Origin of the sequence: Streptomyces roseus (assembly GCF_001044425.1) — a bacterium.
GTDB lineage: Bacteria > Actinomycetota > Actinomycetes > Streptomycetales > Streptomycetaceae > Streptomyces > Streptomyces roseus.
This window is the reverse complement of the sequence record NZ_LFML01000073.1, coordinates 1-14,234: the sequence shown is the minus strand read 5'-3', so window position 1 is coordinate 14,234 and position 14,234 is coordinate 1. Positions and strand designations below refer to the sequence as shown.

Sequence of the window (14,234 nt, the reverse complement as noted above, 5' to 3'; positions counted from 1 at the left end):
GCGCACGGCCTGCCGGCCCGGCCCTGGTACGACGCCCGCCGCCTGGACATCGACCTGCTGCTGTGGCGGCTGCGCGAACACCCCGACCTGGCGGCGTTCGTGGACCGCGCGATCGGCGCACTGCGCGTGCACGACACGACGTCCCGCCCGCCGCTGCTGCCGACCCTGGAGACGTACCTGGCCCACGCGGGCCGCAAGGCGGAGACGGCGCGCGAGCTGCACCTGAACCGCCAGACCCTCTACAACCGCCTGGCCCGCATCTCGGAGCTCCTGGGCACGGACCTGGACGACCCGGAGACGGTCCTCTCCCTGAGCCTGGCCCTGCGCGCCCGGCGCCACACCCAGCCTTCCTGACGCCTCGCCCGGCGCCCCGGCGGGCGGCCGGAGGCTATGCGCGGCGGTCCCTCAGTTCGTCGTAGACCGACAGGATCTGGGCCACCGTGTCGTCCTCCGTGGGCCAGGTGGCCGCCTGGGCGCGGCCGGCCGCGGCCAGGGCGGCCCGGCGCGGCGGGTCCGACAGGAGCTCCGTCACCGCCGCGGACAGGGCGGCCGCGTCCCCGTACGGCACCAGGATCCCCGCGTCCCCGATCAGCTCCGGTACGCCCCCGACCGCCGTCGCCACCAGCGGCACCCCGGCCCGCAGTGCCTCCTGCGCGAGCAGGGACCGCGCCTCCCAGCGGCTCGGCAGCACCGCCACGTCCGCCGCCGCCAGCAGCTGCGCGGCGTCCGGACGCCGTCCCAGCAGCCGTACCGGCAGCCCCTCGGCCTCGATCCGCCGGGCGAGTTCCGCCCGCTGCGGGCCCTCCCCCGCGATCACCACCAGCGGCAGCGGCTCCAGCACCCGCCAGGCCCGCGCCGCGTCCAGCAGCACCGAGTACCCCCGGTGTTCCACCAGGCTCCCGACCGCGATCAGCAACGGGCGCTCCACCGCCCCCAGTTCCGCCCGGACCTTGCCGGGGTCCGCCCCGGCGTCCGGACCGGCCGGCCCCGCCGGCACCGCCACCGGCGCCAGCCGGGCGTCCCGCGCGCCGCGCGCCCGCGCCAGGTCCACCTGGTCCGAGGAGGCGCCGAGCACCACCGCCGCCGCCCGCGCCACATGCCGTTCCAGTACCCGGCCCAGGCCGCCGAACGGGCCCTCGGCCGCGGGCCCGCCGCCGTGCCAGGAGACCACCAGCGGCACCCGGCGCCCGCGCAGCGCCAGCACGGCCCGCATCCCGGCCCGCGGCCCGTGCGCGTGCACCACGTCCGCCCCGGCGCACACGGCCCGCAGCGCGCTCACCGCGTCCGGGGTGAACTGCGCCCCCGCGCCGGTGAAGTCGTACTCCCCCTCCGCCTCCACGGGCGCGCACACCGTCACCCGTACCCCGCGCGCGGCGAGTCCGGTCGTCAGGGACCGTACGTGGGCGCTGCTGCCCGCGCCCGCACCGCCGAGTACCTGGACGGTGCGGAGCGGCGGCCGCCCGTACGGCTGCGCGGGGACCGGGGTCGAGACCGGGGAGCTGCTCACGGGCCGAAGCTCCAGGGTGAGGGAGGCAGAGTCGTCGCCCAGAATGCCAGTCCGCACGCGCGTTCCGGGACCATACGGGTACGGATCCCGCGGGAGATACCGCCCCGCACCCCCGAGCCTCACCCACACGGCGTAGCGCGCGCCATCCCGGGGCGTACGCCGGAGCCCGGGACGGCATCCGTCCCGGGCCCCGGGCGCAGCGGCCGCGGCGCTGCTTTGCGGCCTAGGCGTCCGCGCGTGCCGCCGCCAGGAGTTCCTCCGCGTGCGCCCGTGCGGAGACGGAGTCCTCGTGGCCCGCCAGCATGCGCGAGAGCTCGCGGACGCGGTCCTCGCCCTCCAGGACCTTGACCCCGCTCCTGGTCACCGATCCGTCGTTGGTCTTCTCCACCAGCAGCTGCCGGTCGGCGAAGGCGGCCACCTGCGGCAGGTGGGTGACGACCACGACCTGCGCCGACTTGGCCAGTTTCGCCAGGCGCCGCCCCACCTCCACGGCCGCCTTGCCGCCGACGCCCGCGTCGACCTCGTCGAAGAGGTACGTGGGGACCGGGTCGGAGCCCGCGAACACGACCTCCACCGCCAGCATCACGCGGGAGAGCTCGCCTCCCGAGGCGCCCTTGGCGATCGGCCGCGGCTGGGCGCCCGGGTGCGGGGCCAGCAGCAGTTCGACCTCGTCCGTGCCCGAGGGCCCGTACGCGACCGGACGGCCGTCGACCTCCACCCCGTCGGGGTCCTCCACCTGCCGGACGTCGATCGTCACCCGCGCGTGCGGCATCGCCAGCGAGGCCATCTCCGCCGTGACGGCCGACGCGAAGCGCGTCGCCGCCTCCACCCGGGCGTCCGTCAGCGCCTGTGCCAGCAGGGACAGTTCGGACCGCAGGCCGTCGCGCTCGGCGGTCAGCTCGGTGATCCGCTCGTCGTCGCCGTCCAGCTCCAGCAGCCGCGCCGCACCGCGCTCGGCCCACTCCAGCACGGAGTCGATCGAGTCGCCGTACTTGCGCGTGAGCTGGGTCAGCGCCGCCCGGCGCTCCTCCACCGCGGCCAGCCGCAGCGGATCGGCGTCCAGGTCGTCGGCGTACCCGGCCAGCTCCCCGGCCACGTCGGCGAGCAGGATCCCGAGCTCCCCGATCCGCTCGGCGAGCGCGCCGAGCGCCGGGTCGTGCGACCGTACGGCGTCCAGGGCCCGGTGCGCGCCGGCGACGAGGGTGTTCGCGTCGACGCCCTCCGGGTCCTCGACGTCGCCGGCGAGCGCCGCGTGGGCCATCTGCGCCGCCGAGGCGAGCGATTCGGCGTGGCCGAGCCGCTCGGCCTCCGCCGCCAGCTCGGCGTCCTCGCCGGCCAGCGGCTCCACCGCCGCGATCTCCTCCAGGCCGAAGCGCAGGAGGTCGGCCTCCTGGGCCCGTTCCCGTGCCCGGGTGGTGATCTCGTCGAGTTCCGCGGCGACCGCGCGCAGCCGCCGGTAGGCGGCCCCGTACTTCTCCAGCGGTACGGCGACGGCGTCGCCCGCGTACCGGTCGAGGGCCTGGCGCTGGCGGGCGGGCCGCAGCAGCCCCTGCTGGTCGGTCTGGCCGTGTACGGCGACCAGGTCGTCCGCGAGTTCGCCGAGCAGGCCGACGGGCACGGAGCGGCCGCCCACGTGGGCGCGCGAGCGCCCTTCGGCGGACACGGTCCGGCTGATCAGCAGGGCGCCGTCGTCGAGCTCGGCCCCCGCCTCCTCGGCGCGTACGGCGGCGGGCGCGCCGGGGCTCATGACGATGCGGCCCTCCACGACCGCCGCCTTGGCCCCGATCCGTACCAGGGCCGGGTCGGCGCGGCCGCCGAGCAGCAGGCCGAGGCTGGTGACGACCATCGTCTTGCCCGCGCCGGTCTCGCCGGTCACCGCGGTGAAACCGGGCGACAGCTCGACCACCGCGTCGTCGATGACCCCGAGCGACCGTATCCGCATCTCCTCAAGCACGGGACGACGATACCGAGGTTTCACCCGTGCCATGTGACGTCACCCGTCGGGAGTCTTCCGAACGCATGTGCTATCGGAGAGTCTCCCGGCGGGTGCGGAGCCCCGCGGCGGGGGCCGCGGCGCGGGGCTCTCAGTGGGGAGCCCCGCGCCAGCCCGACACCGGGAGCGCGAACTTCGCGACGAGCCGGTCCGTGAACGACGCGTGGTGCAGCCGGGCGAGCCGCACCGGGACCGCGCCCCGCCGGACCTCCACCCGGGCACCGGCCGGCAGCTCCGTCATCCGGCGGCCGTCGCACCACAGCACCCCGTGCGGCACCCCGTGCTGCACCTCCACCGCCAGCACCGAGTCCGGCGAGGTCACCAGCGGCTTCGCGAACAGCGCGTGCGCGCTGATCGGCACCATCAACAGCGCCTCCACCTCCGGCCAGACCACCGGCCCGCCCGCGGAGAAGGCGTACGCCGTCGAGCCGGTCGGGGTCGCGCAGACGATCCCGTCGCAGCCGAAGCCGGACACCGGGCGCCCGTCGATCTCCAGGACCACCTCCAGCATCCGCTCGGGGGACACCTTCTGGACGGCGGCCTCGTTCAGCGCCCAGTCCCGGTGGAGCACGTCGCCGTTGGTCCGTACGAGCACGTCGAGGGTCATCCGCTCCTCGACCTCGTACGCCCGCGTCACGACCCGCTCCACGACCTGGTCCAGGTCCTCCCGCTCGGCCTCCGCGAGGAAGCCGACCCGGCCCAGGTTCACACCCAGCATCGGCACCCCGGAGCCGCGCGCGAACTCCGCGCCGCGCAGCAGGGTGCCGTCACCGCCCAGCACGATCAGCAGCTCGCAGCCTTCGAGCACCTCGGGGGTGCACTCGGACACCAGCTCCACCTCGGGCGGCAGCGGCAGGTCCCGCGCCTCGTACTCGACGACCCGTACGCCCAGGCCGTTCTTGAGCAGCCCCTGGACGACCAGCTCCGCGCTGCGGATGGCCGCGGGCCGCCCCGTGTGCGCGAGCAGGAAGACGGTCCGCCCCCGCCCGGCGGCCGCCGGGTCGGCGCCGTCCCCGCTCTCCGCACTGTCCGACGTGTACGACGACCTGTCCGCTGAATCAGTCACTGAGGCCCCTCCGCCACTGCACGGTCAACATCCGCCGGGTCGAGTGCCGGTGCCCCCGCCCGCAGCCACAGAAAGTACTCGACGTTCCCCGACGGACCGGGCAGCGGGCTCGCGGTCACCCCGAGCACGCCCAGCCCCAGCTTCGCCGCCCGGGCCGCCACCTCGCGCACGGCCTCCGCGCGCAGCTCCGGGCTGCGCACGACACCGCCGCTGCCGAGCCGGTCCTTGCCGACCTCGAACTGCGGCTTGACCATCAGCACCAGGTCCGCGTCCGGCGCGCAGCAGCGCACCAGGGCCGGCAGCACCAGGCCGATGGAGATGAAGGACAGGTCGCCGACGACCAGGTCGACCGGGACCCCGTCGAGCTGCTCGACGGTCAGCTCGCGGACGTTCGTACGGTCCTTGACGGTGACCCGGTCGTCGCTCTGCAGCGACCAGGCGAGCTGCCCGTAGCCGACGTCCACGGCCATGACGTGGGCCACGCCCGCGCGCAGCAGCACGTCGGTGAACCCGCCCGTGGAGGCGCCGGCGTCCAGCGCGCGGCGGCCCTCGACGGCCAGCCCCCGCGGCCGGAAGGCCGCGAGCGCCCCCGCCAGCTTGTGGCCGCCCCGGGAGACGTAGTCGGGGTCGCTGTCGTCCTTGAGGACGACGAGGGCCGCGCTGGTCTCGACCTGGGTGGCCGCCTTGGTCGCGGTGGCGCCGCCGACGGTCACCCGGCCCGCGGCGATCAGCTGGGCGGCGTGCTCGCGCGAGCGGGCCATGCTGCGGCGTACCAGTTCGGCGTCCAGGCGGCGGCGTGCCACTCCTGCCACGTTCGGTTCAGCTCCTGTTTTCGTGCGGTCCGGGGACGGGCGGTGCGTCCAGCGCGGTCAGCGCATCACGCAACCCCCTGTGCACATCCTCGTACACCGCGACGTGTCCGTCCGCCGTGAGGTGGTCGGCGTCGGCCAGGCGCTCCAGGTGCGCGTCCACCCCGGGGTGGCCGGTGGGCGTACGGACGAGCCCCAGGGGCTCGGGCGCCGCCTCCCCGGACGCGTCCGGTGCGCCCCCGTCCGTGTCCGCCGCGTCGGCCGTGTCGTCGCTCATGCCCCGACGCTACCGCGAAGCTCCCGGGCGGCCGTGCACGGCTCTGCGGTACGGTCGAGATCACGATGGCTACGATCGATGAGTGCCGAGCCGCACTCGACACACTCTCCGGCAACCTCGCGCGGGCCGACGGCGGGGTGCGCGGCGCCGCCGCGCTGGACCGCTCCCTGAGCTGCCACATCACGGACCTGGACCAGACCTTCACCGGCCGCCTCGAAGACGGCCGGATCCGAGTGGACGCGGTCTCCCCCGGTCCGCCCGCCGCGAAGGCCCAGATCCGGCTGGCGATGACGGGTGACGACCTGGTGGCGATGGTCGCGGGCGACCTCAAGTTCGCCAAGGCCTGGGCCTCCGGCCGGGTCCGCCTGGAGGCCGGCCTCCGCGACCTGCTCCGCCTCAAGAGCCTGCTGTAGTACCCGCCGGCCGCAGGGCCCGGGACTTCGGCCTGCGCGCCGCCGGGATCACCAGCGGGGTGCCCGTCTCGGGGTCGCCGATGATCTGGCAGCGCAGGCCGAAGACCTCCTCCACCAGCTCCGCCGTGACCACCTCGGCCGGAGGACCCTGCGCCACGACCTGCCCGCCGCGCATCGCGATGAGGTGCGTGGCGTAGCGGGCCGCGTGGTTGAGGTCGTGCAGCACGGCCACCAGGGTCCGGCCCTGCTCCTCGTGCAGATCGGCGCACAGGTCCAGCACGTCGATCTGGTGCTGGATGTCCAGGTACGTGGTCGGCTCGTCCAGCAGCAGCAGCGGCGTCTGCTGGGCCAGCGCCATCGCGATCCACACCCGCTGGCGCTGCCCGCCCGACAGCTCGTCCACCGACCGGTCGGCGAGCTCGGCGACCCCGGTCGAGGCCATCGACTCCCGTACGATCCGCTCGTCCTGCGGCGACCACTGCCGCAGCAGCCCCTGGTGCGGGTACCGGCCGCGCGAGACGAGGTCGGCGACGGTGATCCCGTCCGGCGCGATCGAGGACTGCGGCAGCAGGCCGAGCGTCCTGGCGACCTTTTTCGCCGGCATCGAGCCGATGGCCTGCCCGTCCAGCAGCACCTGCCCCGCGGACGGCTTCAGCATCCGCGCCAGGGCGCGCAGCAGCGTGGACTTGCCGCACGCGTTGGGTCCGACGATCACCGTGAACGAGTGGTCGGGGATCTCCACCGACAGGTTCTCGGCGATGACCCGCTGCTCGTAGCCGAGGGTCACGTTCTGCGCGGTCAGCCGCTGCACCTGCGTACTCCTTGAGTTGCTCGTGTCCGTGCTCATATACGTCCCGCCTTGCGCTCGGTGACGAGCAGCCAGAGCAGGTAGACACCGCCGACCAGCCCGGTCACCACGCCCACCGGCAGCTGGTCGGCGCCGAAGGCGCGCTGCGAGGCCCAGTCGGACACGAGCAGCAGGACGGATCCCATCAGCGCGCCGGTGAGCAGGTTCGACCCGGGCGAGCGGGTCAGGCGCCGGGCCAGCTGGGGCGCGGCCAGGGCGACGAAGGAGATGGGGCCCGCGGCCGCGGCGGCCGCGGTGGTCAGCAGGACCGCCGCCAGCATCAGCAGCATCCGCGTCCGCTCCACCCGTACTCCGAGGGCGTACGCGGCGTCGTCGCCCATCTCCATCATCCGCAGGGCCCTGCCCTGGCCGAGGACGAGCGGGAACAGCGCGGCGCAGACCGCCAGCAGGGGCCAGACCTGGCTCCAGTCCCGGCCAGCCAGCGAGCCGGTCAGCCAGACCATCGCGCGCGTCGCCTCGACGAGCTGGGCCTTGGTCAGCAGGTAGTTGATGACGGCGACGAGCATCGCGGAGGCCCCGATGCCGACCAGCACCAGCCGGTAGCCGTGGATGCCGCGCCGGTACGACAGCAGGTAGACGAGGACCCCGGTGAGCAGCCCGCCCACCAGCGCGCCCGCGGAGACCTCCGTCGCGCCGCCCTTGAACAGGACGATCACGACGAGCGCGCCGACCGCCGAGCCGTAGCCGAAGCCGAGCAGGTCCGGGGAGCCGAGCGGATTGCGGGAGACGGACTGGAAGACGGCGCCGGCCATCCCGAGCGCCGCGCCCACCAGCAGCGCGACCACCACCCGCGGCAGTCGCAGGTCGTTGACGATGAAGTCGTTCGCGGGGGTGCCGTTGCCCAGCAGGGTCTGCACGACGTCCCACGGCGCGATCTCGAAATCGCCGGTGCCGATGAGGACGACGGCCATGGCCAGCGCGGCCGCGACGAGCAGCAGCCCGACCGCCAGCGCGCGCGGTTCCACCCGCAGGGACAGCCCTGCGGGGCCGCGCAGGGCACGGGATCCGGGCTTGTCCGCCCGAAGGTCGACGGTCACAGCTGGGCCATCCTCTTGCGCCGGACGAGGTGGATGAAGACGGGTCCGCCGATCAGCGCGGTGACGATGCCGACCTGCAGTTCGGCGGGCCGCGTGACGACGCGGCCGATGACGTCCGCGCCCAGCAGCAGCACCGGGGAGAGGACCGCCGAGTAGGCGAGGACCCATCGCATGTCCGGACCGGTGATGATCCGCACCAGGTGCGGGATCATCAGCCCGATGAAGACGATCGGCCCGCAGGCGGCGGTCGCCGCCCCGCACAGCAGCGTGATGGCCACCATCGCGCCGATCCGGGTCCGCGTCAGATGGGCGCCCAGCGCCCGCGCGGTGTCGTCGCCCAGGGCCATCGCGTTGAGCGGCCGGCCCAGGGTCAGCGCGATCCCCGCGCCCACCAGCAGGAACGGAGCGACCTGCCGGACGGTGTCCATGTTCGCGGACGCCAGGGAGCCCACGGTCCAAAAGCGCAGCTTGTCCAGCGCCTTGCTGTCCATCAGCTGCACGGCGTTGATGTAGCCGACCAGGGCCGCGCTGGCCGCCGTACCGGCGAGCGCGAGGCGCACCGGGGTCGCGCTGCGGCTGCCGCCCAGTACGTAGACCACGACGGAGACGACGGCGGCGCCGAGGAAGGCCCACCACACGAACTCGCCGAGCGAGGAGGCCCCGAGGAAGGTGATCGCCGAGACCACGGCGGCCGCGGCGCCCGCGTTGACGCCGAGGATGCCGGGCTCGGCCAGCGGATTGCGGGTCAGCGCCTGCATCACGGCGCCGGACAGGCCGAGGCCGAGCCCGACCATCAGCCCCAGGAGGGTGCGCGGGACCCGCAGGTCGCGCACCACCACGTCGGAGGGCGTCCCCGCGTAGTGGAACAGGCCGTGCCAGACCTGGTCGAGGGGGATCTGTCTGGCGCCCACGGCGATGCTCGCCACCGCGATCACGGCCAGCACCGCAAGGGCGCCGACCAGACCGGCGGCGCGCGCGGCGTGCCGCGGGCGGATGGCGGCGACCTGCGCCGCGCTCTGTTCGGGGGGACTCTCGACCAACACGCAGGTTAGGTTAGCCTACCCTGCGCCCGAGCAGGCCCTAAAGCCCGATGCGGGCCAGCGCCTTGCCCCCGTCCAGCGCGCAGGAACCCTCCCCCGCCCGCGTCCAGGCCGCCGCGCACAGCGCCCGCAACCCGTCGAGCGGCTCGCCCTCGCCCCGCAGCTCCAGCTCCTGCGCCGACGCCACCGCGGTCCAGCCCCCGCAGCGGAAGCCCTCCCCCGCCGCCACGACCTCCGGCTGCCCCGTCAACAGCCCCCGCAGATCCCGGTCCACGTACGTGGGCCGGTGCGCCGGCTCGGCCCGCAACAGCTGCGCCCCGTCCGTCACACCGGTCAGCACCAGGAGCGAGTCCACCTCCCCGTTGAACGCGCCCTCGATGTCCGTGTCCAGCCGGTCCCCGACCACCAGCGGTCGCCGCGCCCCCGTCCGCAGCACCGTCTCCCGGTGCATCGGGGGCAGCGGCTTGCCCGCCACCTGCGGCTCCGCGCCCGTCGCGATCCGCACCACCTCCACCGCCGCCCCGTTGCCCGGCCCGATCCCCCGCGCCCCCGGAATCGTCAGGTCGGTGTTCGAGGCGAACCACGGCACCCCGCGGTGGATCGCGTACGAGGCCTCCGCGAACCGCGACCACGGCAGGTCCGGGCCCCCGTACCCCTGGACGACCGCCGCGAGGCCCTCCTCGTCGGCGGAGTCCACCGGTACGAGCCCCCGCTCGCGCAGCGCGACCCGCAGCCCCTCCCCGCCGATGACCAGAACCTTCGAACCCGGCTCCACCTGCTCCGAGATCAGCCGGGCCACCGCCTGCGCCGAGGTGATCACCTCGCCGGCCTCGGTCGGGATCCCCAGCTCGCCCAGGTGCTCGGCGACCGCCTCCGGGGTGCGCAGCGCGTTGTTCGTGACGTACGCGAGGTGCATCCCGGCGTCCCGGGCCGCGGCCAGGGACTCGGCCGCGTGCGCGATCGCCTCGCCCCCCGCGTAGACCACGCCGTCCAGGTCCAGCAGGGCCGTGTCGTACGCCTGGTGCAGGCTGCGCTCGCTGCCCGCCGGACTCGTCCTGCTCTGCCGGGTCATCCTGTCGGCTCCTGTCCGCTCGATCCACGACGGTCCGTCCGCCACATCCGTCCGCCGCATCCGTCCGCCCGTGACCGAGACCGAACGCATGCGACTTGCGGTCTTCCTCACCCGATCATCCCGCATCGCGAGACGCGTCTTACCATGCACCAATGACCACACCTGGTACCGCGGACGACGGGCTGCGCCTGATCCCCTTCCATGGACTGCGCTACGTCCCGGAGCGTGTCGGCAGCCTGGCCGCCGTCACCTCACCGCCGTACGACGTGGTCGTGCGGCCCGACGGCGTCGACCACCTGGAGTCCGCCGACCCGCACAACATCGTCCGCCTGATCCTCCCGCAGGCCGACACCTCCGCGGAACGCAACGAACAGGCCGCGCACACCCTGCACGACTGGCTCGCCAAGGGCGTCCTCAGCGCCGACCCCGAGCCCGCGCTCTACGTGTACGAGCAGCGCAAGGGCAACGTGCTCCAGCGCGGCGTGATCGGCGCCCTGGCCCTCTCGAAGCCCGACGCCGGCATCGTCCTCCCGCACGAGGACGTCATGCCCGACGTGGTCAGCGACCGGGCCGGTCTCATGCGGGCCGCTTCGGCCAATCTGGAGCCCCTCCTCCTCACCTACCTCGGCGGTGACCCCGCGACCGGCGCGACGGCCGTCGTCGAGCGGACCGCGACCCGCCCGCCCCTGCTGGCCACCACCACCGAGGACGGCTTCCGGCACCGGCTCTGGGCCATCACCGACCCCGCCGAGCTGGCCGCCGTCACCTCCGACCTCGGCCACCGCCAGGCCCTCATCGCCGACGGCCACCACCGCTGGGCGACGTACCTGCGCCTCCAGGAGGAGCACCCGTCCCCCACCGAATGGGACTTCGGCCTGGTTCTCCTCGTCGACACCGCCCGTTACCCGCTCCAGGTCCGCGCCATCCACCGGATGCTGCGCCGCCTCCCGGTCGCGGACGCCCTGGCCGCCGTGGAGGGCCGCTTCCTGGTCCGTCCGGTCGACGGCCCGCTGCCGCTCGCCCTGGAGTCCCTCGCCGACGCCGCGGAGCGCGGGAACGCCTTCCTCCTGGCCGGCGACGGCACCTTCCACCTGGTCACCGACCCGGACCTGGACCTCCTGGAGCGCACCGTACGGCGCGACCGGCCCGAGGCGTGGCGCCGGCTGGACGCGACGGTGCTGCACGCGACCCTGCTGGACGTCCTGTGGCAGATCCCGGACACCCCGGACCAGATCACCTACATCCACGACGCCGCGGCCACCGTCGCCATGGCCGAGCGCCACGGCGGCACCGCCGTCCTGCTGCACCCCGTACGGGAGGCGGTCGTCCGGGACCTGGCCCGCCAGGGCGTCACGATGCCCCGCAAGTCCACCTCGTTCGGCCCGAAGCCGGCCACCGGCCTGGTCCTGCGCAGCCTCGACTGAGCCCGCTCGGAGCCGGCCGCGGATACGGAAAAGGGCGGTACCCCCGGAGGGGTACCGCCCTTTCTCAGCTCAGCCGGTCAGGCGCTCAGGCCTTGTCGCGGTCCCGCGACTGGTCCTCGTCCTGGTCCTCGTCCCCGTCGACGGCGATCTCGTCGGTGGCGTCGAGGTCGGCGTCCGCCGCGGAGCGCTCGAGGGGCTCGTACTCCTCGTCGTCCTCGTCGTAGTACTCGGCCTGGTCGGAGGCGCGTTCGGCGGCGGCCACCTCGGCGGCGTCCTGCTCGTCGTCCTCGTCGTCGGCGTCGATGTCGGCATCGACGTCGTCCGGCTCATCGCCGCCGAGCGCGTCGACGAACTCGACCCCGTCCAGCTCGGCGAGCCGGTCGGAGGCGTCCATCGCCCCGTCCTTGTCCGCCTCGACCGTCTTGGCGAACCACTCGCGCGCCTCGTCCTCGCGGCCGGCGGCCAGCAGGGCGTCGGCGTAGGCGTACCGCAGACGCGCGGTCCACGGCTGCACGGAGTTGGAGGCCAGCTCCGGGCTCTGCAGGGTCACGATGGCGGCGTCGAGCTGCCCCATGTCCCGGCGGGCTCCGGCGGCGACCAGGCGCATCTCGACCTGGCCGGCCTTGTCCAGCTTCTGCACCTCGGGCTCGCCGGCCATGGCCAGCGCGCGCTCGGGGCGGCCGAGGCCGCGCTCGCAGTCGGCCATGACGGGCCACAGCTCGACGGAGCCGGTCATGCGCTTGGCGGCGCGGAACTCCGCGAGCGCCTCGCTGTACTTCTGCGTGGCGTACGCGGCGAAGCCGGCGGCCTCGCGTACGGCGGCGACGCGGGAGGCCAGGCGCAGGGCGATGCGCGAGTACGCGTACGCCTGCTCCGGGTCCTCGTCGATCAGCCGGGCCACCATGACCAGGTTGCGGGAGACCTCCTCGGCCAGCCCCTTGGGCAGGCTCAGGAGCTCCTGGCGGACATCGGCGTCGATCTCGAAACCGGTGACGTCCTCGTCGATCGGGAGGCGCTTGACCGGGTCCCGGTCGCGGTCCGCACGGTAGTCGCGGTCGCCGCCGCGGTCGTCGCGGCCGCCACGGTAACCACCGCGGTCGTCGCGGCGCGGGTACGAGGGGCGGTCGCCACCGCGGTCGTCACGGCGGGGGTAGGAGGGACGGTCCCCGCCGCGGTCGTCACGGCCGCCGCGGAAGCCGCCGCGGTCGTCATCGCGACGCGGGTACGAGGGACGCCCACCGCGGTCGTCGTCGCGACGCGGGTAGGACGGACGGTCACCGCCACGGTCGTCACGGCGGAAGCCGCCGCCACCACCGGAGGGGCGCCCGCCGCGGTCGTCATCACGACGCGGGTAGGAGGGACGGTCGCCACCACGGTCGTCGCGGCCGCCGCGGAAGCCGCCGCGGTCGTCGTCGCGACGCGGGTAGGACGGACGGTCCCCACCACGGTCGTCACGGCGGAAGCCACCGCCGGCGGCGCCGGCGGGACGCCCACCGCGGTCGTCACGGCGGAAGCCACCGCCGCCACCGGAGGGGCGGTCACCGCGGTCGTCACGACGCGGGTACGAGGGGCGGTCGCCGCCACGGTCGTCGCGGCCGCCGCGGAAGCCGCCGCGGTCGTCATCGCGACGCGGGTACGAGGGACGCCCACCGCGGTCGTCATCACGGCGCGGGTACGAGGGACGCCCACCACGGTCGTCATCACGGCGCGGGTAGGACGGACGGTCCCCACCACGGTCGTCACGGCGGAAGCCACCACCACCGGAGGGACGGTCACCGCGGTCGTCACGGCGGAAGCCACCGCCGCCACCGAAGGGACGGTCACCCCGGTCGTCGCGGCGCGGGTAGGACGGACGGTCCTCGCGGCCGCGGAAGCCACCGCCGGCCGGGCGGTCGCCACCGCGGTCGTCACGACGGAAGCCGCCGCCACCACCGGAGGGACGGTCACCGCGGTCGTCGCGGCGCGGGTAGGAGGGACGGTCGCCGCCACGGTCGTCGCGGCCGCCGCGGAAGCCGCCGCGGTCGTCGTCGCGACGCGGGTAGGACGGGCGGTCGCCACCGCGGTCGTCACGACGGAAACCGCCGCCGCCACCGGAGGGGCGCCCGCCGCGGTCGTCGTCACGGCGCGGGTAGGAGGGACGGTCGCCGCCACGGTCGTCGCGGCCGCCGCGGAAGCCGCCGCGGTCGTCGTCACGACGCGGGTACGAGGGACGCCCACCGCGGTCGTCATCACGGCGCGGGTAGGACGGACGGTCCCCACCACGGTCGTCACGGCGGAAGCCACCGCCGGCGGCGCCGGCGGGACGCCCACCGCGGTCGTCGCGGCGGAAGTTGCCACCGCCGCTGGAGGGACGGTCACCGGTAGGACGGCCACCGCGGTCGTCGCGGCGGAAGCCACCACGGTCACCGCCACGGTCGTCACGGCCCCCGCGGTAGCCGCCCCTGTCACCGCCGTCGTTGCGCCGAGGCTCGCGCTCCGGACGATCGTCGGGAGAGTTGGACATGGGTGTGACTCCTGTCTTCGGGGTACCGCTAGTCATTCTCGCGCAACCAACCCATGGCCGCGCTTCGGCGTAAAAAGGTGAAAAACAAAAAGGACCCTTGGTCCAGCGTTGAACGCTGGACCAAGGGTCCTTTGAAAGATTGTTCGGCGGCGTCCTACTCTCCCACAGGGTCCCCCCTGCAGTACCATCGGCGCTGAAAGGCTTAGCTTCCGGGTTCGGAATGTA

At 74.6% G+C, this 14,234-nt stretch carries 13 protein-coding genes, 1 rRNA gene and 1 pseudogene; 3 read left to right on the top strand and 12 right to left on the bottom strand.

What is annotated here, in order from left to right:
* On the top strand, positions 1-354 hold a 354-nt coding region (locus ACS04_RS18895), incomplete at its 5' end, for a PucR family transcriptional regulator (RefSeq protein ID WP_048477829.1).
* A 34-nt stretch (positions 355-388) separates the two neighbouring features.
* On the opposite strand, the gene ACS04_RS18890 is transcribed toward ACS04_RS18895, so the two are convergent.
* The 5 genes from ACS04_RS18890 to ACS04_RS18870 form a co-directional block, all read right to left on the bottom strand.
* Positions 389-1,507, bottom strand: a complete 1,119-nt coding sequence (locus ACS04_RS18890; RefSeq protein ID WP_048477828.1) for a glycosyltransferase family 4 protein — start codon at positions 1,505-1,507, stop codon at positions 389-391.
* 223 nt (positions 1,508-1,730) lie between these two features.
* Positions 1,731-3,449 (bottom strand): DNA repair protein RecN, encoded by a 1,719-nt coding sequence (recN, locus tag ACS04_RS18885; protein ID WP_048477827.1) that lies wholly within the window; start codon positions 3,447-3,449, stop codon positions 1,731-1,733.
* A 142-nt stretch (positions 3,450-3,591) separates the two neighbouring features.
* Positions 3,592-4,566 carry an NAD kinase gene (locus tag ACS04_RS18880; RefSeq protein WP_048477826.1) on the bottom strand — a complete coding sequence of 325 codons (975 nt, stop codon included), beginning with the start codon at positions 4,564-4,566 and terminating at the stop codon, positions 3,592-3,594.
* Positions 4,563-5,378, bottom strand: coding sequence for a TlyA family RNA methyltransferase (locus tag ACS04_RS18875; protein ID WP_048477825.1), 816 nt, complete (start codon positions 5,376-5,378; stop codon positions 4,563-4,565). The genes ACS04_RS18880 and ACS04_RS18875 overlap by 4 nt, the downstream gene beginning before the upstream one ends.
* A gap of 7 nt (positions 5,379-5,385) precedes the next feature.
* Entirely contained in the window at positions 5,386-5,652 is a 267-nt protein-coding gene (locus ACS04_RS18870; protein ID WP_048477824.1) for a hypothetical protein, read from the bottom strand.
* Positions 5,653-5,717: 65 nt separating this feature from the next.
* Here ACS04_RS18870 and ACS04_RS18865 point away from each other — a divergent pair, with 65 nt between their 5' ends.
* Positions 5,718-6,065 carry an alkyl sulfatase C-terminal domain-containing protein gene (locus ACS04_RS18865; RefSeq protein WP_048477823.1) on the top strand — a complete coding sequence of 116 codons (348 nt, stop codon included), beginning with the start codon at positions 5,718-5,720 and terminating at the stop codon, positions 6,063-6,065.
* Here ACS04_RS18865 and ACS04_RS18860 read toward each other — a convergent pair.
* Genes ACS04_RS18860 through ACS04_RS18845 form a run of 4 tightly spaced genes read right to left on the bottom strand, consistent with a single transcriptional unit; the run spans position 6,049 to position 10,082 of the window.
* Positions 6,049-6,912, bottom strand: coding sequence for an ABC transporter ATP-binding protein (locus tag ACS04_RS18860; RefSeq protein ID WP_209441725.1), 864 nt, complete (start codon positions 6,910-6,912; stop codon positions 6,049-6,051). The genes ACS04_RS18865 and ACS04_RS18860 overlap by 17 nt on opposite strands.
* Entirely contained in the window at positions 6,909-7,970 is a 1,062-nt protein-coding gene (locus ACS04_RS18855) for a FecCD family ABC transporter permease (RefSeq protein WP_048477821.1), read from the bottom strand. The genes ACS04_RS18860 and ACS04_RS18855 overlap by 4 nt, the downstream gene beginning before the upstream one ends.
* On the bottom strand, positions 7,967-9,013 hold the full coding sequence (locus ACS04_RS18850) for a FecCD family ABC transporter permease (protein WP_209441724.1): 1,047 nt from the start codon (positions 9,011-9,013) through the stop codon (positions 7,967-7,969). The genes ACS04_RS18855 and ACS04_RS18850 overlap by 4 nt, the downstream gene beginning before the upstream one ends.
* A 37-nt stretch (positions 9,014-9,050) precedes the next feature.
* Positions 9,051-10,082, bottom strand: coding sequence for an HAD hydrolase-like protein (locus tag ACS04_RS18845; protein WP_048477831.1), 1,032 nt, complete (start codon positions 10,080-10,082; stop codon positions 9,051-9,053).
* 152 nt (positions 10,083-10,234) lie between these two features.
* On the opposite strand from ACS04_RS18845, the gene ACS04_RS18840 reads away from it, so the two are divergent.
* Complete coding sequence (locus ACS04_RS18840; RefSeq protein ID WP_048477819.1) at positions 10,235-11,506, top strand: DUF1015 family protein; 1,272 nt, start codon at positions 10,235-10,237, stop codon at positions 11,504-11,506.
* An 85-nt stretch (positions 11,507-11,591) separates the two neighbouring features.
* Here ACS04_RS18840 and ACS04_RS40610 read toward each other — a convergent pair whose 3' ends face one another.
* The 3 genes and pseudogenes from ACS04_RS40610 to rrf all read right to left on the bottom strand — a co-directional run.
* Positions 11,592-12,485, bottom strand: a complete 894-nt coding sequence (locus tag ACS04_RS40610; protein ID WP_078864968.1) for a tetratricopeptide repeat protein — start codon at positions 12,483-12,485, stop codon at positions 11,592-11,594.
* A gap of 63 nt (positions 12,486-12,548) precedes the next feature.
* Positions 12,549-13,361: pseudogene (locus ACS04_RS40605) on the bottom strand (hypothetical protein); the annotation flags it as partial.
* Between the two features lie 789 nt (positions 13,362-14,150).
* Positions 14,151-14,234: ribosomal RNA gene (gene rrf, locus ACS04_RS18825) — 5S ribosomal RNA — on the bottom strand; the annotation flags it as partial.

Coding starts and splice junctions, on each gene's coding strand:
- recN (WP_048477827.1), bottom strand. CDS start 3,449: ATGCGGATACGGTCGCTCGGGGTCATCGACGACGCGGTGGTCGAGCTG.
- ACS04_RS18870 (WP_048477824.1), bottom strand. CDS start 5,652: ATGAGCGACGACACGGCCGACGCGGCGGACACGGACGGGGGCGCACCG.
- ACS04_RS18865 (WP_048477823.1), top strand. CDS start 5,718: ATGGCTACGATCGATGAGTGCCGAGCCGCACTCGACACACTCTCCGGC.
- ACS04_RS18860 (WP_209441725.1), bottom strand. CDS start 6,912: ATGAGCACGGACACGAGCAACTCAAGGAGTACGCAGGTGCAGCGGCTG.
- ACS04_RS18845 (WP_048477831.1), bottom strand. CDS start 10,082: ATGACCCGGCAGAGCAGGACGAGTCCGGCGGGCAGCGAGCGCAGCCTG.
- ACS04_RS18840 (WP_048477819.1), top strand. CDS start 10,235: ATGACCACACCTGGTACCGCGGACGACGGGCTGCGCCTGATCCCCTTC.